The organism is Streptomyces sp. NPDC057428 (assembly GCF_042803195.1).
Classification (GTDB): domain Bacteria; phylum Actinomycetota; class Actinomycetes; order Streptomycetales; family Streptomycetaceae; genus Streptomyces.
This window is the reverse complement of sequence record NZ_JBHVCT010000064.1, coordinates 1-18478: the sequence shown is the minus strand read 5'-3', so window position 1 is coordinate 18478 and position 18478 is coordinate 1. Positions and strand designations below refer to the sequence as shown.

18 protein-coding genes are annotated in these 18478 nt (G+C 69.7%); 10 read left to right on the top strand and 8 right to left on the bottom strand.

Translation table 11 applies throughout. From position 1 onward, the window contains the following. Window positions 1-6: 6 nt before the first annotated feature. On the bottom strand, window positions 7-1497 hold the full coding sequence (locus ACFU5K_RS22710) for an oligopeptide:H+ symporter (RefSeq protein ID WP_384064591.1): 1491 nt from the start codon (window positions 1495-1497) through the stop codon (window positions 7-9). A 494-nt stretch (window positions 1498-1991) separates the two neighbouring features. On the opposite strand from ACFU5K_RS22710, the gene ACFU5K_RS22705 reads away from it, so the two are divergent. After that, on the top strand, window positions 1992-2669 hold the full coding sequence (locus ACFU5K_RS22705) for a response regulator transcription factor (protein ID WP_031098784.1): 678 nt from the start codon (window positions 1992-1994) through the stop codon (window positions 2667-2669). 15 nt (window positions 2670-2684) lie between these two features. Then, window positions 2685-3950 (top strand): ATP-binding protein, encoded by a 1266-nt coding sequence (locus tag ACFU5K_RS22700; RefSeq protein WP_384064588.1) that lies wholly within the window; start codon window positions 2685-2687, stop codon window positions 3948-3950. A gap of 51 nt (window positions 3951-4001) precedes the next feature. Here the strand turns inward: ACFU5K_RS22700 and ACFU5K_RS22695 are convergent, their stop codons facing one another. Beyond that, window positions 4002-4520, bottom strand: a complete 519-nt coding sequence (locus tag ACFU5K_RS22695; protein ID WP_384064586.1) for a GtrA family protein — start codon at window positions 4518-4520, stop codon at window positions 4002-4004. Window positions 4521-4642: 122 nt separating this feature from the next. On the opposite strand from ACFU5K_RS22695, the gene ACFU5K_RS22690 reads away from it, so the two are divergent. The 3 genes from ACFU5K_RS22690 to ACFU5K_RS22680 are packed head-to-tail and all read left to right on the top strand — an operon-like array spanning window position 4643 to window position 7531. Next, window positions 4643-5782 (top strand): 5-(carboxyamino)imidazole ribonucleotide synthase, encoded by a 1140-nt coding sequence (locus ACFU5K_RS22690; protein WP_384064583.1) that lies wholly within the window; start codon window positions 4643-4645, stop codon window positions 5780-5782. Continuing rightward, window positions 5779-6315, top strand: coding sequence for a 5-(carboxyamino)imidazole ribonucleotide mutase (purE, locus tag ACFU5K_RS22685; protein WP_384064580.1), 537 nt, complete (start codon window positions 5779-5781; stop codon window positions 6313-6315). The genes ACFU5K_RS22690 and purE overlap by 4 nt, the downstream gene beginning before the upstream one ends. Before the next feature lie 7 nt (window positions 6316-6322). Continuing rightward, window positions 6323-7531 (top strand): dipeptidase, encoded by a 1209-nt coding sequence (locus tag ACFU5K_RS22680; protein WP_384064578.1) that lies wholly within the window; start codon window positions 6323-6325, stop codon window positions 7529-7531. Window positions 7532-7583: 52 nt separating this feature from the next. On the opposite strand, the gene ACFU5K_RS22675 is transcribed toward ACFU5K_RS22680, so the two are convergent. After that, on the bottom strand, window positions 7584-8927 hold the full coding sequence (locus tag ACFU5K_RS22675) for a UDP-glucose dehydrogenase family protein (RefSeq protein ID WP_384064575.1): 1344 nt from the start codon (window positions 8925-8927) through the stop codon (window positions 7584-7586). 186 nt (window positions 8928-9113) lie between these two features. Here ACFU5K_RS22675 and ACFU5K_RS22670 point away from each other — a divergent pair, with 186 nt between their 5' ends. Next, complete coding sequence (locus ACFU5K_RS22670) at window positions 9114-10271, top strand: acyl-CoA dehydrogenase (RefSeq protein ID WP_384064643.1); 1158 nt, start codon at window positions 9114-9116, stop codon at window positions 10269-10271. Window positions 10272-10371: 100 nt separating this feature from the next. Here the strand turns inward: ACFU5K_RS22670 and ACFU5K_RS22665 are convergent, their stop codons facing one another. Continuing rightward, complete coding sequence (locus ACFU5K_RS22665) at window positions 10372-10590, bottom strand: hypothetical protein (protein WP_384064573.1); 219 nt, start codon at window positions 10588-10590, stop codon at window positions 10372-10374. Window positions 10591-10618: 28 nt separating this feature from the next. Between ACFU5K_RS22665 and ACFU5K_RS22660 the strand changes: the two genes are divergently transcribed. Further along, complete coding sequence (locus ACFU5K_RS22660; RefSeq protein WP_384064570.1) at window positions 10619-10906, top strand: hypothetical protein; 288 nt, start codon at window positions 10619-10621, stop codon at window positions 10904-10906. Beyond that, the gene (locus ACFU5K_RS22655; protein WP_384064567.1) at window positions 10878-11402 is read left to right on the top strand and encodes a GNAT family N-acetyltransferase; all 525 of its coding nucleotides are present in this window, start codon (window positions 10878-10880) and stop codon (window positions 11400-11402) included. Before ACFU5K_RS22660 ends, ACFU5K_RS22655 begins: the two co-directional genes overlap by 29 nt. A 280-nt stretch (window positions 11403-11682) precedes the next feature. On the opposite strand, the gene ACFU5K_RS22650 is transcribed toward ACFU5K_RS22655, so the two are convergent. The 3 genes from ACFU5K_RS22650 to ACFU5K_RS22640 form a co-directional block, all read right to left on the bottom strand. Further along, the gene (locus ACFU5K_RS22650) at window positions 11683-11916 is read right to left on the bottom strand and encodes a hypothetical protein (protein WP_384064564.1); all 234 of its coding nucleotides are present in this window, start codon (window positions 11914-11916) and stop codon (window positions 11683-11685) included. A 174-nt stretch (window positions 11917-12090) separates the two neighbouring features. Next, window positions 12091-13155: a helix-turn-helix domain-containing protein gene (locus ACFU5K_RS22645; protein WP_384064641.1), complete on the bottom strand. Its 1065-nt coding sequence runs from the start codon at window positions 13153-13155 to the stop codon at window positions 12091-12093. Between the two features lie 527 nt (window positions 13156-13682). Continuing rightward, entirely contained in the window at window positions 13683-14966 is a 1284-nt protein-coding gene (locus ACFU5K_RS22640) for an LCP family protein (protein ID WP_384064561.1), read from the bottom strand. Between the two features lie 119 nt (window positions 14967-15085). Between ACFU5K_RS22640 and ACFU5K_RS22635 the strand changes: the two genes are divergently transcribed. After that, window positions 15086-15634, top strand: coding sequence for an acyl-CoA thioesterase (locus tag ACFU5K_RS22635; protein ID WP_384064559.1), 549 nt, complete (start codon window positions 15086-15088; stop codon window positions 15632-15634). A 71-nt stretch (window positions 15635-15705) separates the two neighbouring features. Here the strand turns inward: ACFU5K_RS22635 and ACFU5K_RS22630 are convergent, their stop codons facing one another. After that, window positions 15706-17070: an LCP family protein gene (locus tag ACFU5K_RS22630; RefSeq protein ID WP_384064557.1), complete on the bottom strand. Its 1365-nt coding sequence runs from the start codon at window positions 17068-17070 to the stop codon at window positions 15706-15708. A 324-nt stretch (window positions 17071-17394) separates the two neighbouring features. On the opposite strand from ACFU5K_RS22630, the gene ACFU5K_RS22625 reads away from it, so the two are divergent. Beyond that, a complete protein-coding gene (locus ACFU5K_RS22625) occupies window positions 17395-18420 on the top strand; it encodes a glycosyltransferase family 2 protein (RefSeq protein ID WP_384064554.1) in 1026 nt (341 codons plus the stop codon). Window positions 18421-18478: the final 58 nt, after the last annotated feature.

Below are 18478 nucleotides of genomic sequence, written 5' to 3'. Positions count from 1 at the left end.
CCGGTGTCAGCGGACGTTGCCCATGAGGGCCTTGACCTTGCCGCGGTACATGAAGATCGCCACACCGGCGACTGCCGCGAGGGCGGCCTGAAGGGCCACGATGCCGGTGCCGTTCAGGTCGACTCCCGCGATGGACAGCAGACCTGTGGTGCAGTCACCCGCGGTCACGGCCAGGAACCAGATACCCATCATCTGGCTGGCGTACTTGGCCGGAGCCATCTTCGTGGTGACCGAGAGGCCGACCGGTGAGAGCGTCAGCTCCGCGACGGTCTGCACGAAGTAGATCGCGACGAGCCACAGCGCGGCGGCCTTGTGGCCGTCGCCCGCGATGGTCAGCGGCGCCAGGAAGAGGAAGAACGACGCACCGACGAGCACCAGACCGGAGCTGAACTTCACGATCGTGCTGGGTTCCTTGCCCCGCCGGTTCAGCGCGATCCAGAAGGCGGCGAAGACCGGGGCCAGCGCCATGATCAGGACCGGGTTGACCGACTGGTACCAGGAGACGGGGAAGTCCCACCCGAGGACGGAGTTCTTCGCCGACGCGTCTGCGAAGATCGCGAGGGTCGAACCGCCCTGGTCGTAGATCATCCAGAAGATGGCGGCGGCCACGAAGAACCAGATGTATCCGGACATCTTCTTCTGCTCGGCGTCGCTGAGGTCCTTGTCGCGCTTGATGCGCGCCAGGACCACGACCGGGATGACCAGACCGGCGATGGTGATCGGGACCAGCAGCCAGTTGAGCGTGTAGACGCCGGTGACGACCGTGCCGATGTAGAAGACGGCCGCGACGCCCAGCCAGATCATCGACTTGCGCAGCGTGGCGGCGCGTTCGTCGGCGGAGAGCGGCTTGGGCACGACCAGGCTGCGCTTGTCCAGGTGGCGGGTGCCGAGCAGGAACTGGGCGACGCCGAGCCCCATGCCGACGGCCGCGAGCGCGAACCCGAAGTGCCAGTTCACGTCCTCGCCGACGGTGCCGATGATCAGCGGTGCGGCGAAGGCACCCATGTTGATGCCCATGTAGAAGATCGTGAAGCCACCGTCACGGCGCGGGTCGTCCGGGCCGTCGTAGAGGTGGCCGACCATCGTGGAGATGTTGGACTTCAGCAGACCGGAGCCGATCGCGACCAGGCCGAGTCCGGCGAAGAACGTTCCCTGGGTCGGCAGGGCCAGCGTCACGTGGCCGAGCATGATGACGCCGCCGGCGATGGCGACGGTCTTGCGCGGACCCCAGACACGGTCGCCGAACCAGCCGCCGGGCATGGCGAGCAGATACACCAGCGACAGGTAGACCGAGTAGATCGCCGTGGCCGTGGCGGGGTTCATGTGAAGCCCGTTGGGAGCGATCAGGTAGAGCGGGAGGAGGGCGCGCATGCCGTAGTAGCTGAAGCGCTCCCACATCTCCGTCATGAAGAGAGTGGCCAGGCCGCGGGGGTGGCCGAAGAAGGTCTTCTGCGAACCAGTCGTACTGGCCGAGGCCTTCGTCAGGCTTGACGCCATGGTCGATCCTTGCTGGTCGGGACGCGCCGCCTCGAAAGCGATACGCGCCCGGTGGGGGGTAGCCGGCACCGTCGCGGACGTGTCCCGCCCCCGACGCCTCGAGGGGATCCGATCCGGTCGCCCGCTCCGTGGAGGAGTTCGGGTGCGGAGTCGTGGGGGACAGACCGCTCCGGGATCCACGCCCGGCGTGCGTCGTCGCGCTCCGGGCCCGGCCCACAGGTCATTCACTGATGGGGGCCGGTGAGGGGACCGGCCCATACACAAAAGCGACCCTTGGCACGAAAAGCTGCCCAAAGGTCCTTCGGTGGTGCAACAGGCGTTGAGAAACCATACGGCATGACACGCGGTGATACGGAAGGACTTGAGGCGTGGATCACAGGCCCTGATGGAACCAAGGTCCCACATTCAAAGGTCTCTGACCGATTCGTGGCCCTAACCCGCAGGGTCCGCTGAGTGCTTCACCTGGGCGGTCCCGCGCGGACTACCATCACTGCATGACCCGTGTACTGCTCGCCGAGGACGACGCATCCATCTCGGAGCCACTGGCCCGTGCCCTGCGCCGGGAGGGCTACGAGGTCGAGGTCCGCGAGGACGGTCCGACCGCACTCGACGCCGGACTCCAGGGGGGCGTCGACCTGGTCGTCCTCGACCTGGGACTGCCCGGCATGGACGGCCTGGAGGTCGCGAGGCGGCTGCGGGCCGACGGTCACGCCGTACCGATCCTGGTGCTGACCGCCCGGGCCGACGAGGTCGACACCGTGGTCGGCCTGGACGCCGGGGCCGACGACTACGTCACCAAGCCCTTCCGCCTGGCCGAGCTCCTCGCCAGGGTCCGCGCCCTGCTGCGCCGCGGTGCCACCGAGCCCGCCCCGCAGCCCGCCACCCACGGCGTCAGGATCGACGTCGAGTCCCACCGTGCGTGGATGGGCGACGAGGAACTCCAGCTCACCGCCAAGGAGTTCGACCTGCTGCGGGTCCTCGTGCGGGACGCCGGCCGGGTCGTCACCCGCGACCAGCTGATGCGTGAGGTCTGGGACACCACCTGGTGGTCGTCGACCAAGACCCTCGACATGCACATCTCCTGGCTGCGCAAGAAGCTCGGCGACGACGCGGCCAACCCGCGCTACATCGCCACCGTGCGGGGCGTCGGCTTCCGGTTCGAGAAGAGCTGACGTACAGAGACACTCATGCGCCGCCGACTGATCAACTCCACGCTCGCCGTGGTGCTCGTCGTGATCGCCGTCTTCGGCGTGTCCCTCGTCATCGTCGAGACCCGGACCATCAGCAACAGCGCGCAGGAGAGCGTCGATTCCGAAGCCTTCCGGCTGATCAGCGTGGTCGAGAGCCGCCTGCTCGGTGCCGAGCGCATCACCCCCGGAGTGCTGTCCGAGCAGGTTGACCCCAGCCGGTACGCCCGTGTCGAGATCCCGGGACGTTCCCCGATCGAGGTCGGCGAGCGCCCCGACGGCGGCGTCATCCGCAGCACCGAGACGGGGGAGCAGGGCGAGAAGGTCACCGTCGAGGAGTCCCGCTCCGCCGTGACCCGGGAGGTCGGCCGGACCCTGATGATCATCGGGGCGGTCGCCCTGCTCGCCATCGTCTCCGCGGTGCTCCTCGCCGTACGCCAGGCCAACAGGCTGACCTCTCCGCTCATCGACCTCGCCGAGACGGCCGAGCGCCTCGGCTCGGGCGACCCGCGCCCCCGGCACAAGCGGTACGGCGTGACGGAGCTGGACCGGGTCGCCGACGTCCTGGACTCCTCCGCGGAGCGCATCGCGAGGATGCTGACGGCGGAGCGCCGCCTCGCCGCGGACGCGTCCCATCAGCTCCGTACGCCTCTGACGGCCCTGTCCATGCGCATCGAGGAGATCTCGGTCACAGACGATCCGGACACGGTGAAGGAAGAGGCGAACATCGCGCTCACCCAGGTCGAACGCCTCACGGACGTGGTGCAGCGGCTGCTGACCAATTCGCGTGACCCACGCACCGGCTCTGCCGTCGTCTTCGACCTCGACGAGATCGTCAAGCAGCAGATCGAGGAGTGGCGCCCCGCCTACCGGAGCGCGGGCCGCGCCGTCGTCTGCTCGGGCAAGCACGGACTGACCGCGGTCGGCACCCCCGGTGCGGTGGCGCAGGTGCTCGCCGCGCTGATCGAGAACTCGCTGATGCACGGGGGCGGAACGGTCGCCCTGCGCACCCGGGTCGCCGGCAACCAGGTCGTCGTCGAGGTGACCGACGAGGGGCCCGGTGTCCCCGCCGACCTCGGCGCGCGGATCTTCGAACGCACCATCAGCGGCCGCAACTCCACCGGGATCGGCCTCGCGGTGGCCCGTGACCTCGCGGAGGCCGACGGGGGGCGGCTCGAACTGCTCCAGCAGCAGCCCCCGGTCTTCGCCCTCTTCCTCAGCCGGGTCGCCCCGAACCGCGCGGAATCCGCGCGACCGGTGCGCTGACCTGAGGGCACCCGGCCGCGGAAGGCCCGCACGTCATGGACGGTGTGCGGTTCAGTGGGCCATGGGCCCCGGTGCTACCTCGTCGGTGGGCCGCCGCTGCCCCAGAAATCGCTCCGTGTCGAGCACGGCCTCCTCGGCGGGCAGCGCCTTGAAGACCCAGGTGCGGTACGACCAGAAGCGGAACAGTGTGGCGATCCCGATCCCGAGGATCTTGAAGACGTTGCTCTGGACCGGACTGTTCCACCCGAAGCCGTACGTCGCCGTGTACAGCAGACCCGTCTCGATCACCGCACCGACGGCACTGAACAGCAGGAACAGCATCAGTTCCCGGGTCCGGCCGGTCTTGTCGCGGTCCCGGTAGGTCCAGTACCGGAAGCCCACGTAGTTGAAGAGGATGGCGACGACCGTCCCCAGCAGCCCGGCGCGCACCACCGGGATGTCGGTGGTGCGCCAGATCAGGTTGGACACGGCGATGTTGACGACCAGCCCGAGTGCGCCCACCGCGCCGAACTTGGCGACCTCCCGGGCCAGCAGATCAAGCCGGGTCCGCAGTGCGCCCCGTTCGCTCATGGTGATCGCTCAGCCCCGTCCGTTCGGTTTCGTCAACCCGGCCATGCTAGGGCCTCTCGTTTGGATCATGCTGGGTTCGGTCAGGGTGAAGGGACCTCCCGCGCGCCCGATACCCTGGAGACGTGACGTTTCCTGTAGTCGGCATGGTCGGCGGCGGTCAGCTCGCCCGTATGACCCACGAGGCGGGCATCCCCCTCGGCCTCAAGTTCAAGCTCCTCAGTGACACCCCGCAGGACTCGGCGGCCCAGGTGGTGAGCGAGGTCGTCGTCGGCGACTACCGCGACCTGGAGACGCTGCGCGCCTTCGCGCGCGGCTGCGACGTGATCACCTTCGATCACGAGCACGTGCCCACCGAGCACCTGCGGGCCCTGGAAGCGGACGGCATCCCCGTACGCCCCGGCCCCGACGCCCTGGTGCACGCCCAGGACAAGGGGGTGATGCGCGCCAAGCTCACGGAGATCGGCGCGCCGTGCCCCCGCCACCGCATCGTCCGGGACGCGGCCGACGCCGCCGCCTTCGCCGAAGAGGTGGGGGGCTTCCCGGTCATCCTGAAGACGGTCCGCGGCGGTTACGACGGCAAGGGCGTGTGGGTGGTGCGCTCCGAGGCGGAGGCCGCCGAGCCCTTCAGGGCCGGTGTCGGGGTCCTCGCCGAGGAGAAGGTCGACTTCGTCCGGGAGCTCGCCGCCAACATCGTGCGCTCTCCGCACGGCCAGGCCGTCGCCTACCCCGTCGTCGAGTCCGTGCAGGTCGACGGGGTCTGCGACACCGTCATCGCCCCGGCACCCGACCTGGACGAGCGCCTCGCAGGCGAGGCCCAGCAGCTGGCGCTGAGGATCGCCGCCGAGCTCGGCGTGGTGGGCCACCTCGCGGTCGAGCTCTTCGAGACGCGTGACGGACGCATCCTCGTCAACGAGCTGGCGATGCGTCCGCACAACTCCGGCCACTGGACCCAGGACGGCGCGGTCACCTCGCAGTTCGCCAACCATGTGCGGGCCGTCCTGGACCTCCCGCTCGGCGACCCGCGCCCGCGCGCCACCTGGACGGTCATGTGCAACGTCCTTGGCGGCGACTACCCGGACATGTACCAGGCGTACCTGCACTGCATGGCGCGCGACCCGCAGCTCAAGATCCACATGTACGGCAAGGACGTGAAGCCCGGTCGCAAGGTCGGCCACGTCAACACCTACGGCGAGGACCTGGCGGACGTGCGGGAGCGCGCCCGGCACGCGGCCGACTACCTGCGAGGAACGATCACCGAATGAGCGCCACCGCCTCCGGACCCGTCGTCGGGATCGTCATGGGCTCGGACTCCGACTGGCCCGTGATGGAAGCTTCCGCCAAGGCCCTCGACGAGTTCCAGATCCCCTACGAGGTCGACGTCGTCTCCGCCCACCGCATGCCGCACGAGATGATCGCGTACGGCGAGGAGGCGGCGGACCGCGGTCTCAAGGCGATCATCGCGGGGGCGGGCGGAGCGGCCCACCTCCCGGGCATGCTCGCCTCCGTCACCCCGCTGCCCGTGATCGGCGTGCCGGTCCCGCTGAAGTACCTCGACGGTATGGACAGCCTGCTGTCCATCGTCCAGATGCCGGCCGGGGTCCCGGTCGCCACGGTGTCCGTCGGCGGCGCGCGCAACGCGGGCCTGCTCGCCGCCCGCATCCTCGCCGCCCACGACGGCGAGCTGCTCGCGCGCATGAAGGACTTCCAGCAGGACCTCAAGGAGCAGGCGACGGAGAAGGGCAAGCGGCTGCGCGCCAAGACCCAGAGCGCGGACTCCTTCGGCTTCGGGAAGTAGACGATCCATGAGCATCCCCGGCAACCTCGAACGCGCCCGTCTGCTGCTCGCCGACCACCCCGTGGTCGACGGTCACAACGACCTCCCGTGGGCCCTGCGCGAACAGGTCGGCTACGACCTGGACGCCCGCGACATCGCCTCGGACCAGACCGGCGCCCTGCACACCGACATCCCGCGGCTGCGGGCCGGCGGCGTCGGCGCCCAGTTCTGGTCCGTCTACGTCGCACCCAGCCTCGCCGGTGACGACGCTGTCAGTGCCACGCTGGAGCAGATCGACGTCGTCGCGGAGATGCTCGCGCGCTACCCGGCCGACCTGCGGCGCGCCCTGACCGCCGACGACATGGAGAGGGCCCGCGCCGAGGGCCGCATCGCCTCCCTGATGGGCGCCGAGGGCGGCCACTCCATCAACAACTCCCTGGGCACCCTGCGCGCCCTGCACACGCTCGGTGTCCGCTACATGACGCTCACGCACAACGACAACACCGACTGGGCGGACTCGGCGACGGACTCCCCGCGCGTCGGCGGCCTGTCGGAGTTCGGCCGCGAGGTCGTGCGGGAGATGAACCGCATCGGCATGCTGGTCGACCTCTCGCACGTGGCGGCCACCACGATGCGGGACGCGCTCGCCACCTCCGTGGCGCCGGTGATCTTCTCGCACTCCTCGGCCCGCGCGGTCTGCGACCACCCGAGGAACATTCCCGACGACGTCCTGCGGATGCTCGCGGCCAACGGTGGCGTGGCCATGGCGACCTTCGTGCCGAAGTTCGTCCTGCCGGCGGCCGTGGAGTGGACGCTCGCCGCCGACCGCAACATGCGGGAGCACGGCCTGCACCACCTGGACACCACTCCCGCCGCCATGCGGATCCACGCGGACTTCGAAGCGGTCAACCCGCGCCCGATGGCCACCGTGGCGACGATCGCCGACCACCTCGACCACATGCGGGAGATCGCCGGCATCGACCATGTCGGCATCGGCGGCGACTACGACGGAACGGCCTTCCTCCCACTGGAGCTGGAGGACGTGTCGGGCTACCCGCACCTGATCGCGGAGTTGCTCACGCGCGGCTGGTCCGACAAGGACCTTGCCAAGCTGACCTGGCAGAACGCGGTCCGGGTCCTGCGCGACGCGGAAGCGGTCGCGGCCGACCTCGGCGCACGCGTCGGCCCGTCCCACGCGACGATCGACGCGCTCGACGGGCAGGGTCAGGCGTACTGACCCGCGCGGAGCTATGAGCGGGGCGGCCGATGAGGCCGCCCCCTCACCCGTGTCAGGCCTTCGGGCGTCCCATCGCCCGGTACGTCCATCCGGCGTCCCTCCACACCGACGCGTCCAGCGCGTTCCGGCCGTCCAGGATGATCCGCCGTCCGGCCGCCTCGCCCAGCGCCACCGCGTCCAGCTCCCGGAACTCACGCCACTCCGTCAGGTGCAGCACCACGTCGGCCCCGCGCACCGCGTCCAGCGCGGTGTCCGCGTAACCGAGCGTCGGGAAGAGCCGCCGGGCGTTGTCCATGCCCTTCGGGTCGAAGACCGTGACCTGACCGCCCTGGAGGTGGATCTGCCCGGCGACGTTCAGGGCCGGTGAGTCGCGTACGTCGTCGGAGTCCGGCTTGAACGTGGCGCCCAGCACCGCGACCCGGGTCCCGAGGAACGAGCCCCCGCCCACGGCTTCGCGGGCCAGCTCGACCATGTGACCGCGGCGGCGCATGTTGATGGAGTCGACCTCCCGCAGGAAGGTCAGTGCCTGGTCCGCGCCCAGCTCACCGGCGCGGGCCATGAAGGCCCGGATGTCCTTGGGCAGGCAGCCCCCGCCGAAGCCGATCCCGGCCCGCAGGAACTTCTTCCCGATGCGCTCGTCGTGGCCGATGGCCTCGGCGAGCTTCACCACGTCACCGTCGGCGGCCTCGCAGACCTCCGCCATGGCGTTGATGAAGGAGATCTTGGTCGCGAGGAAGGAATTGGCCGAGGTCTTGACCAGCTCGGCGGTCGGGAAGTCCGTCACCACGAAGGGCGAACCCTCGGCGACCGGGCCCGCGTACACCTCGCGCAGCAGCTTCTCGGCCCGCTCGCTCTCCACACCGACGACGATCCGGTCCGGGTGCAGGGTGTCCTTGACCGCGAAGCCCTCGCGGAGGAACTCGGGGTTCCAGGCCAGTTCGGCGTCCGTGCCCACCGGGGCCAGCTCGGCCAGCCGCCTGGCCAGCCGTGCGGCGGAGCCCACCGGCACGGTGGACTTGCCGACGACCAGGGCGGGGCGGGTCAGCTGCGGAGCCAGCGACTCGAAGGCGCTGTCCACGTAGCTCATGTCGCAGGCGTACTCACCGTGCTTCTGGGGGGTGTTCACACAGACGAAGTGGACGTCGCCGAAGGCCCCGATCTCCTCCCAGGAGGTGGTGAACCTCAGCCGCCCGGTCGAGCCCTCGATGCCGGCGACGTGCTTCTGCAGGATCTCCTCGAGCCCCGGCTCGTACATGGGCACCCGGCCCGCCGAGAGCATCTCGATCTTCTCGGGGACGACATCGAGCCCGAGGACTTCGAACCCCATCTCCGCCATGGCCGCGGCATGGGTGGCGCCGAGGTATCCGGTGCCGATCACGGTGATCCTGAGGGCCATGGGTGCTCCTGAACGATGCGGACAGACGTGCGGACCGAGCATATCCGGGGCCTGTGGAGGGCCTGTTCCGAGAGGGCTCCGCGCGCTGTCGGCAAGCTCACGTGTCCCGCCCGTATGCCTGGGCCGGGCACGGCCACTAAAATTCGGTTACTTAACGGTAGTTAGCATCCTTGGGGAGTGAACGTCTTGGCGGGTTCGACCGACTTCGACCTGTACCGTCCGGCCGAGGAGCACGACATGCTCCGCGAGACGATCCGTTCGCTCGCCGAGGCGAAGATCGGCCCGTTCGCCGCCGAGGTGGACGAGGAGGGGCGCTTCCCCAGGGAGGCCCTGGACGCCCTGGTCGCGTCCGACCTGCACGCGGTCCACGTTCCGGAGGAGTACGGCGGCGCGGGCGCAGACGCGCTCGCCACGGTCATCGTGATCGAGGAGGTCGCCCGCGTCTGCGCGTCCTCCTCCCTGATCCCGGCCGTGAACAAGCTGGGCTCGCTCCCGGTGATCCTCTCCGGCTCCGAGGCGCTCAAGAAGAAGTACCTCGGCCCGCTGGCCAAGGGTGACGCGATGTTCTCCTACGCCCTGTCCGAGCCGGACGCGGGCTCCGACGCGGCCGGCATGAAGACCAAGGCCGTCCGCGACGGCGACTTCTGGGTCCTCAACGGCGTGAAGCGGTGGATCACCAACGCGGGCGAGTCCGAGTACTACACGGTGATGGCCGTCACCGACCCGACCAAGCGCTCAAAGGGCATCTCGGCGTTCGTCGTCGAGAAGTCCGACGAGGGCGTCTCCTTCGGCGCCCCGGAGAAGAAGCTCGGCATCAAGGGCTCCCCGACGCGCGAGGTCTACCTCGACAACGTCCGCATCCCCGCCGACCGCATGATCGGCGAGGAGGGCACCGGCTTCGCCACCGCGATGAAGACCCTGGACCACACCCGCATCACGATCGCGGCCCAGGCTCTCGGCATCGCCCAGGGCGCCCTCGACTACGCCAAGGGCTACGTCCAGGAGCGCAAGCAGTTCGGCAAGCCGATCGCCGACTTCCAGGGCATCCAGTTCATGCTCGCCGACATGGCGATGAAGCTGGAGGCCGCCCGCCAGCTCACCTACGCGGCGGCCGCCAAGTCCGAGCGCCTCGACGGCGACCTGACGTTCTTCGGCGCCGCGGCCAAGTGCTTCGCGTCCGACGTCGCGATGGAGGTCACCACGGACGCCGTCCAGCTGCTCGGCGGCTACGGCTACACCCGCGACTACCCGGTCGAGCGCATGATGCGCGACGCCAAGATCACGCAGATATACGAGGGCACGAACCAGGTTCAGCGGATCGTGATGGCGCGGAACCTGCCGTAGCAGGATCTGTGCAGGTCAGAAGATGTACTGAAAACGGCCACTGACCCGCACAGACAACGCAGCCCCCGGCGTGATGCCGGGGGCTGTTGTCGTACACGGATCAGGCGACCTCTGTCGCCTCCGTGGGGTCGTCGGCGCCGGGCGTCGACATCGTCGCGATGGCGGCCCGGCCGCGCTGCTCGGCCCCTTCGAAGATGTAGTGGCAGTACTTCCTCAGTACGTTCGTGCTGCCGTGGCCCATCCAGTCGGCCACGTCGTTCTCGGGGACTCCGGCATACAGCAGTCGCGACCGGTAGTAGTGCCGCAGCGGGTGGACCATGCAGTACTTCACGGAAGGCCAAGGCGGCTTGAACAGTCGGCGCCAGAGCGACGAGCCCGCCGAACACCGGCGATTCGCCCGCTACCTCCAGGCCCTGCAGTCCGTCGCCGCGGCGGACGAAACCGACCTGCTGGCTGCTGTTCTGCGCGATGAGGAGACCAGCATGGCCGTCAGCGCGGTGAGCCGACACCTGGACCGCCGGGCCATCGAGCCAGTGCCCGACCTCTTCCTGGTAGGCCTCTGCGGCCGGTCGAGGCAGGGGCAGATGCCCGTGCGAAGATCGCGGCGTGAACGATCTGAGCTTCCGACTCGCTGACGATGCTGACGTTGCGGCTCTGGTGCGTCTGCGCGACGCCGCTGCCTGCTGGACGCTTACCCAGGGCGTCACTGGTCAGTGGCGGCCAGGAGAGCTGGGCGGCGACCACTTCCGCCGGATCATGGAGAGCGGGGAGGTTTGGCTCGCGGAGGCTGCCGATCGTGTGGTCGGGGCCTGGGAGCTGTGGTGGGAGGACGAGGACGCTTGGGGGCCGCAGCCTCCGACGGCCGGCTATGTGCACCGGCTGATGGTGGACCACAACAGTGTCCCGCCCGGGACAGGGCGGCAGCTTCTGCGAGTTGCGGAGCGCCGCGTGGCCGAGGCGGGCCGAGAGTCGGTGCGTCTGGACTGCCTCGCAGGCAATGTCCGCCTGAATGCGTACTACCTCAACGCCGGGTATCAGGTTGTCGGGCACAAGGAGGGCAAGCCGCAGCCGGGCGGCACGCCCAAGTCGTTCACGCTTCTCGAAAAGTCCGTACGCGACGGCGGGCAATAGGAGTCGCCTGGTCTCGCCCTGATCGGACGGGAGCAGCAGGATGCCCGGGTTGTCTCGGCGCGTGGTCAGCGTCGTCCGGCAGCCCTCTGTGAGGGAGATCGTCCGTCTCGTCGCGGCGGTTGCGGATCGTGGTGGCCGAGCAGGTCGTGCGGTTCGGTTAGCCACGATGGCCGTACAGGCAGGCCCCTCCGGTGATCACAGAGCGTCGCAACTCCATGATCGCCAAGACCTGTGCCTGCCTTGCTATCGGGGCCTCCATCGTGCCTATCTGCGCGACCTCTTACTCCTCGGTGAAAACGCCTTCCGCGGTGGTGGCGGTGACGGCGCGGCTGAACCACTGGCCCAGGAGGTGCAGGTCGTCGCAGCCGGCGATCCTCTTTCGCGCCTCGGAGGGGATGGCGACGCCGCGCAGTTCGAGCAACCGCAGGATGTCTTCGGCTCGGCCTTCGGCTCGGCCTTCGTCCCGGATTCCTTCGGAGAGGGGTGAGGTGTAGAAGGAGAGGTCCACGGCCACCAGGTTCCTCCATTGCTGTGCGGCGGGGCGGTTGCCCAGGCCTTGTGCGGTGAGTTCGACGAGCGGGTTCGCGATGCCAGAGGTCGGGGTGCTCCTGGAAGATGCGGTGCATCGCTTCGTGGGGTGAGCTGACCATGAAGGTCCATTCGGATCGTGGATTGGTGTAACCGCTGGTCAAGCGGCTGTCGGCAGGTCGGTGCGGCAGTGGCGGCAGTCGCGGCAGTGGCCGGGGTAGCGGGAGCGGAAGGCGCGGTCGCAGCGGTCGCAGTTCTGGAGCGGGATGACGATCGCGCCGGGGCGGGCGGGTGGCGCGAGGTCCTGGGCTCCGGGGAGCGGGGGCGGCAGGAGCGCGGTGATGCGGTGCCGCAGGAACTTCGCCGGGTGCTTCACGGGAACGGGCAGGTCGGCCGTGAGGGCGTGGCGGATGGTGTCGGGGTGGGCCTCGCGTTCCAGCCAGGCGGCGACGCCCGGGGCGAGCGTGTGGATATCGCCCTCGGTGAGACCGAGTTGAGGCGTGTGGCGGCGCAGGTCGGCCAGGACGGCGGCGGCTGTTCGCTGGAGTTCCGGGGTGAGCGTGTGCGGTTGCGGCAGCGGTGCGGGTGGTGTCGTGTGCGCGGTGGGCGGCGGGACGCGGGCCGGGGCCGGCTGCGATGCGGGCACGGGCTGCGGTGACACCGGCGGTGGTGGCCGGTCCTGCGACTGTGGTGAGGGTGCCGGGAGGGGCACCGGCGTGGGCTGCGGCACGCTGATGATCTCTGGCGCCGGTGCGGGGGCGTAAGACTGTCGGGCCGAGGTGTGCGGAGGGTGCGCGGTCTGCCCTCGTCGGTTCCGGGGCCTCGGGAGTGCTGCCGTCGCAGTGGAGGCGGCGGCGTCCGCGCCGGGCTGGTTGTACGAGACCGTGCGTGTCACGACGCGGCCGTCGGCGAGGCGTACGCGGCTGCGGTGCAGGTAACCGGTCGCCTCCAACTCCCGCAGGGCGGCGGCGATGCGGGTCTCGCTCTCCGGGAAACGCTCGGCGAGGCGCTTGATGCCGATCCTGGCTCCGGCCGGCAGCGACTGGATGTGCACGGCCAGGCCGATCGCGACGAGCGACAGGCCGCGGTGCTGGGCCAGGTGGTTGCCGATGACGGTGAAGCCCGCTGCGTGCCGGACGTTGGCGTGGATGACGCCGGACGACGGCGTGGAGTGCCTGGAAGAGCCGGGCCGGGCGCAGGGGGGGCGCGGTAATCTGCGGGGTATCCATCGGGAAGCGTTCTCTTCCTCGGTGGTCAGGCCCTCGATCGGGATTCGCAGTCCCGGCCGGGGGCCGTCTCATGTCTGTGGTGGTCGGGGCGAGCATATGCCTGGCAAGCCACTCCAAATCCAGCCCAGTTGCCATATGTCACCCGCGCGAGTGACGAGACCGAGATGGGGTCGGGTTTGGGTGGGGAGGGTGATTTCCCAAGTTCTTTAAAGGCTTATGCGTCGTGGGGCGCCGCGTCGCGGCTCACCGGGTCGTGGGTTTCCGCGACCCGGTGGCGTCGGTCACGGTGCGAGGTCGAGTGCGGACCAGACGGTCTTTTGCGCGCCGTGGTGAGCAAGTGGGCGAGCCTGGTGCCTCGGCTGGTGGGGAGAGCGGGACGCGGCACCTTCTCGCTGGGAGCCTGCGGGCGCGAGTACGCCGGCGGCCAACCCCTCCGGGAGGCTCAAGGCGCGAAGACAGACGTTCTGGGGAAACAGGAAGATCCGGACGGTTCGCCGTCCGGATCTTCCTCGACGCCTGTGGGTCAGTTGCCCCTGACCGTGACCTTCTCGTCGTTCCTCAGCTGCTCCACGAGCTGCTTGACCTTGGCCTTGTCCCAGACCAGGTTGCCGCCCACGCTGCCCGAGATCGGTATGTTCATCGACGTGCCCTCGCCGCCCGTGACGCCCTTCATGGCGAGGAACATCTTGCCGAGCGACCAGAGCGACATGTCTTTGTCGACGACCAGCGTGTCCAGGCCCGCGCCCAGCGTCGGGTAGAGCTTGAAGGGGTTGAGGACCGTGGACGGCGTCGCCGTCTGGGAGGCAAGGGCCGCGAGGAACTTCTGCTGGTTCTTCGTGCGGTCCAGGTCGCTGCCCGCGAACGCGTACCGGGTGCGGACGAAGGCGAGGGACTGCTCACCGTTCAGCGTCTGCTTGCCGGCCTGGAAGTCGGCACCGGAGTTCTTGTCCTTGAAGGCCTTGGGGATGTCCAGCTCGACGCCGCCGATCGCGTCCACGATCTTGGCGAAGCCGCCGAAGCCGATCTCGACGTAGTGGTCGATGCGCAGCCCGGTGTTGAACTCGACCGTGCGGACCAGCAGCTCGGGGCCGTCCTCGGCGTACGCGGCGTTCAGCTTCACCTGGCGGCCGGTGCCCTTGAAGGTCTTGCCGGACTCCGAGCCCACGAAGCTGGGGATCTCGACGTTGGAGTCGCGGGGCAGAGAGATCAGCGTCGGCCCGTTGGAACCGTCGTGCAGGATCAACATCGAGTCGGTCCGCTTGCCCTCCGCGGATCCGGTGTGCAGCTTCTTCTTGTCCTCGGCGGTCAGGCCCTCGCGGCTGTCGGAGCCCACGATCAGGTAGTTCGTGCCGTCGCCCTCGGAGGGGCGGTCGATGACCTTCGAGAGGTCCACGTCGCGCTTGAGCTTGCCGTCGGCCCAGAAGTACGTGCCCACGGACACGGCGAGCACCACGACGACCAGGGTCAGCACGCCGACCTTGATGCGCCGGCCCCAGTTCGGGGCGGGGCGGGGCCGGACGTAGCCGCCGTCACCGCCGTAGCCGCCACCGCCGTGACCGCCGCCTCCGTGACCACCGCCGCCATGACCGCCGCCGTAGACCTGGCCCGTGTTGTAGCCGCTGTCGTAGCCGGGGCCGTCGTCGTAACCCTGTCCCTGCTGCGGCGGGATGCGCGGCGGGGACTGCGGGGGCGCCGGGCGCCGCCGGACGTGCGGCATGGCGCGGGCGCCCTCGGGCTGCGGGCTGCCACTGCCGCGCCCGTAGCCATCGCCGGGTCCGCCGTTACGTCCTTCGGGCCAATCGCTCATGCGGACAAGTGTGCCGCCTCGACCTGTGGCTCTTACAGGGTGTACGTGGGATCGGGTCACGGCTGTTGCCAAGCTGATGCAATGCAACCGGGTGCAAGCCCCCGCATAAGGTGGACGGTATGACAGATCAGCCCCAGCCACCGGAGAGCGATGTTCCGGCCAAGCCGACCGCGGCCTCCCGGACCACCCTCAGCCACATCATGACGGGCAGCGACACCAATCTCCTGGGCACGGTGCACGGCGGCGTGATCATGAAACTGGTCGACGACGCGGCCGGAGCGGTCGCCGGCCGGCACTCCGGTGGCCCGGCGGTGACGGCCTCGATGGACGAGATGGTCTTCCTGGAGCCGGTCCGGGTGGGTGACCTTGTTCACGTACGCGCCCAGGTGAACTGGACCGGGCGGTCCTCGATGGAGGTCGGCGTCCGGGTCATGGCCGAGCGGTGGAACGAGTCCACCCCGGCCCAGCAGGTCGGCAGCGCGTACCTGGTGTTCACAGCGGTGGACGAGGACGGCAAGCCGCGGCGGGTGCCGCCGGTGGCGCCGGAGACGGAGCGGGACAAGCGCCGCTACCAGGAGGCGCAGATCCGGCGGACGCACCGCCTCGCCAGGCGGCGCGCGATCAAGGAGCTCCGGGAGCAGCGCGCCGCCGAGGGCATCGACGACTGAGGGGGCGCACCGCGCGTCCGTCTCCCGGCGCCGCGAGGGCCTGCCTCAGGTACTCCTGCCGGGCCGGCCGGTCACGGGCAGACCACCTGGTCGCCCGTGACCGTGCCGAACTCGCCGCGCTGAGGGTTTTCGGCCTTCACCTGCCGCACCTTGGTGAAGTCCGACCCGGCGATGACCTTCATGGTCCCGCCCTGCCCCTTCACCGCCCTCAGCTCGCATCCGGGCAGGGCGGTGGCCAGGGACCTGGCCGACCGGTCCCACCGCGGGTCGTAACTGACGATGGTCCGCGCCAGATCGCCCGTACCGCCGCTCAGCGGAGCCCGGGTGGTGTTGAAACCCGTACCGCGCAGCCCCGCGTCGACGTCCTGACCGAGCCCGTCCTTGGGCGTGCCGTTGTAGACCTGCACCCGGATCTGCTCCGGGGCCACGCCGACGACGGTCGCCCTGGGCTGCTTCGGCAGCTGCGGCGCGAGCGGCCGGTCCTCGCGCAGGGCGCGAAACAGCTTGTCCGACTTCCGCGTGTCCCACTTCACGGTGGAGCCGATGCCCTTGACCTGGAATCCCTCCTCCTGGAGGGGTACGGAGGCGAACTCGGACGAGGCCGGGGTGAAGCCGCGCATGGCCTTGCCGAGCTGCAGCATCTGCTCCGTCCCGAAGCCCTTGTCGGCGCGCACCGATTCGAGCATCGACGAGGCGACCTGCTGGAACTTCACCGGGTTCATCAGCACACCGCTGCTGGTCGTCTGCTTGATCAGCGCGGCCATGAACTTCTGCTGGCGCTGCATCCGGCCCAGGTCGGACGCTCCGTCCAGGTGGCGGGAGCGCACGTACTGCAGCGCCCGGCCGCCGTCCAGCCGGTGGGTGCCGGCCGTCAGGTCGAGCCCGGTGTACGTGTCCTTCAGCGGCTTGGCGGTGCAGATATCCACCCCGCCCAGGGTGTCGACGGTCTTCATGAAGCTGGTGAAGTCGACCTCCAGGTAGTGGTCGATCTTGACCCCGGTCATCTCCTCGACCGTCCGCACGGTGAGGTGCGGTCCGCCCTCGGCGTAGGCGGCGTTGAGCTTCACCGGGTGCGCGGCGTGCTGCTTGCCGGTGGTCCGGTCGGTGTGCGCCGGGAGTTCGGCGTAGCTGTCGCGCGGGAGGCTGACGACACTGGCGCGCTGCTTGTCCGCCGAGAGGTGGACGAGCATGAGGGTGTCGGTGCAGTGGCAGGGTGCGCCGCCCAGCCTGTACTTCTTCTTCTCCGACTTGGTGATCTTGTCGCGGCCGTCGGTGCCGACGAGCAGGAGATTCAGGCCGTGTCCGCCCTGAGGGCGGTTCTTCATGTCCTTGAAGGGGTCGACACGGTCGATCCCTGTCTCCAGACCACTCACCACCGCATGGCCGATACCGCCGGCGCCGAGTACCAGCACCGACAGCCCGGTGACGACCCTCATGCCCCACCGGGGTGCGGTCTTCCGGCCGCCGCGCTTGCGCCCGCGGCCGCCGGGCTTGGACGGCCGGGCGGGCCGGCGCTGCGGTGCAGCGGTGCGGGGGTGCGGTGGACGGGGCGATCGGTGCGGCGTGGGCACGGGGGACACCTCCGCGGTGCGAGTGGGACTTTCGCACGGTAGGCCCATACGATCTGCAGACCGGCAACAGAGTCGGCGGCGCGCGCCGCAGTCCCCCGTTCGCGGTAACGTGGCGGCCGAATCACGCCACCTCCTGGGGTGCGAAACCCCCGGAAGCCCTGGCACCCCCGAGGACCCCCCGAGGACCACATGTCTGCCGCGCAGCACCCCGCCGTCTCCGTGATCATGCCGGTACTCAACGAGGAACGCCATCTCAGGAACTCGGTCCGGCACATCCTGGAGCAGGAGTACGCCGGTGAGATGGAGGTCGTGATCGCCCTCGGCCCCTCGAACGACCGTACGGACGAGATCGCGGCCGAGCTGGTCCGGGAGGACTCCCGGGTCCACACGGTGCCCAACCCCACCGGCCGCACACCTGCCGCGCTCAACGCCGCGATAAAGGCGTCCAGCCACCCGATCGTGGTGCGCGTGGACGGCCACGGCATGCTCTCGCCGAACTACATCGCGACCGCCGTCCGGCTCCTGGAGGAGACCGGCGCGCAGAACGTCGGCGGCATCATGCACGCCGAGGGCGAGAACGCCTGGGAGGAGGCCGTCGCCGCCGCGATGACCTCGAAGATCGGCGTCGGCAACGCGGCGTTCCACACCGGTGGGAACGCGGGCCCCGCCGAGACCGTCTATCTGGGGGTCTTCCGCCGCGAGGCGCTGGAGCGGGCGGACGGCTACAACGTCGAGTTCATCCGCGCCCAGGACTGGGAGCTGAACTTCAGGATCCGGGAGGCGGGCGGCCTCATCTGGTTCTCGCCGGAGCTGAAGGTCCAGTACCGTCCGCGGCCCAGCGTCCGCGCGCTCGCCAAGCAGTACAAGGACTACGGCCGCTGGCGCCATGTCGTCGCCCGCTACCACTCCGGCTCCATCAACCTGCGCTACCTGGCACCGCCGACCGCCGTCTGCGCCATCGCCGCGGGCATCGTCGTCGGCGCCGCGATCACCCCGTGGGCGTTCGTGGTCCCGGCGGGATACGCCGCGGCGATCGTCGCCGGGTCACTCCCCGCGGGCAAGGGCCTCCCGCTGAAGGCGCGGGCGCAGATCCCCGTGGCCCTGGCCACCATGCACATGTCCTGGGGCTACGGCTTCCTGACCAGCCCGCGATCGCTCGCGAGGAAGGTCATCGCCGGCCGCCGACCGGCCGTCGTCGGTGAGCAGGTGGTCTGACCGCACCACACATATGGGACAGGCCCCGCCGGCGCCGGCGGGGCCTGTCCCATATGCG

Coding starts and splice junctions, on each gene's coding strand:
- ACFU5K_RS22710 (WP_384064591.1), bottom strand. CDS start 1,497: ATGGCGTCAAGCCTGACGAAGGCCTCGGCCAGTACGACTGGTTCGCAG.
- ACFU5K_RS22705 (WP_031098784.1), top strand. CDS start 1,992: ATGACCCGTGTACTGCTCGCCGAGGACGACGCATCCATCTCGGAGCCA.
- ACFU5K_RS22700 (WP_384064588.1), top strand. CDS start 2,685: ATGCGCCGCCGACTGATCAACTCCACGCTCGCCGTGGTGCTCGTCGTG.
- ACFU5K_RS22695 (WP_384064586.1), bottom strand. CDS start 4,520: ATGAGCGAACGGGGCGCACTGCGGACCCGGCTTGATCTGCTGGCCCGG.
- purE (WP_384064580.1), top strand. CDS start 5,779: ATGAGCGCCACCGCCTCCGGACCCGTCGTCGGGATCGTCATGGGCTCG.
- ACFU5K_RS22680 (WP_384064578.1), top strand. CDS start 6,323: ATGAGCATCCCCGGCAACCTCGAACGCGCCCGTCTGCTGCTCGCCGAC.
- ACFU5K_RS22675 (WP_384064575.1), bottom strand. CDS start 8,927: ATGGCCCTCAGGATCACCGTGATCGGCACCGGATACCTCGGCGCCACC.
- ACFU5K_RS22665 (WP_384064573.1), bottom strand. CDS start 10,590: ATGGTCCACCCGCTGCGGCACTACTACCGGTCGCGACTGCTGTATGCC.
- ACFU5K_RS22640 (WP_384064561.1), bottom strand. CDS start 14,966: ATGAGCGATTGGCCCGAAGGACGTAACGGCGGACCCGGCGATGGCTAC.
- ACFU5K_RS22635 (WP_384064559.1), top strand. CDS start 15,086: ATGACAGATCAGCCCCAGCCACCGGAGAGCGATGTTCCGGCCAAGCCG.
- ACFU5K_RS22630 (WP_384064557.1), bottom strand. CDS start 17,070: ATGAGGGTCGTCACCGGGCTGTCGGTGCTGGTACTCGGCGCCGGCGGT.
- ACFU5K_RS22625 (WP_384064554.1), top strand. CDS start 17,395: ATGTCTGCCGCGCAGCACCCCGCCGTCTCCGTGATCATGCCGGTACTC.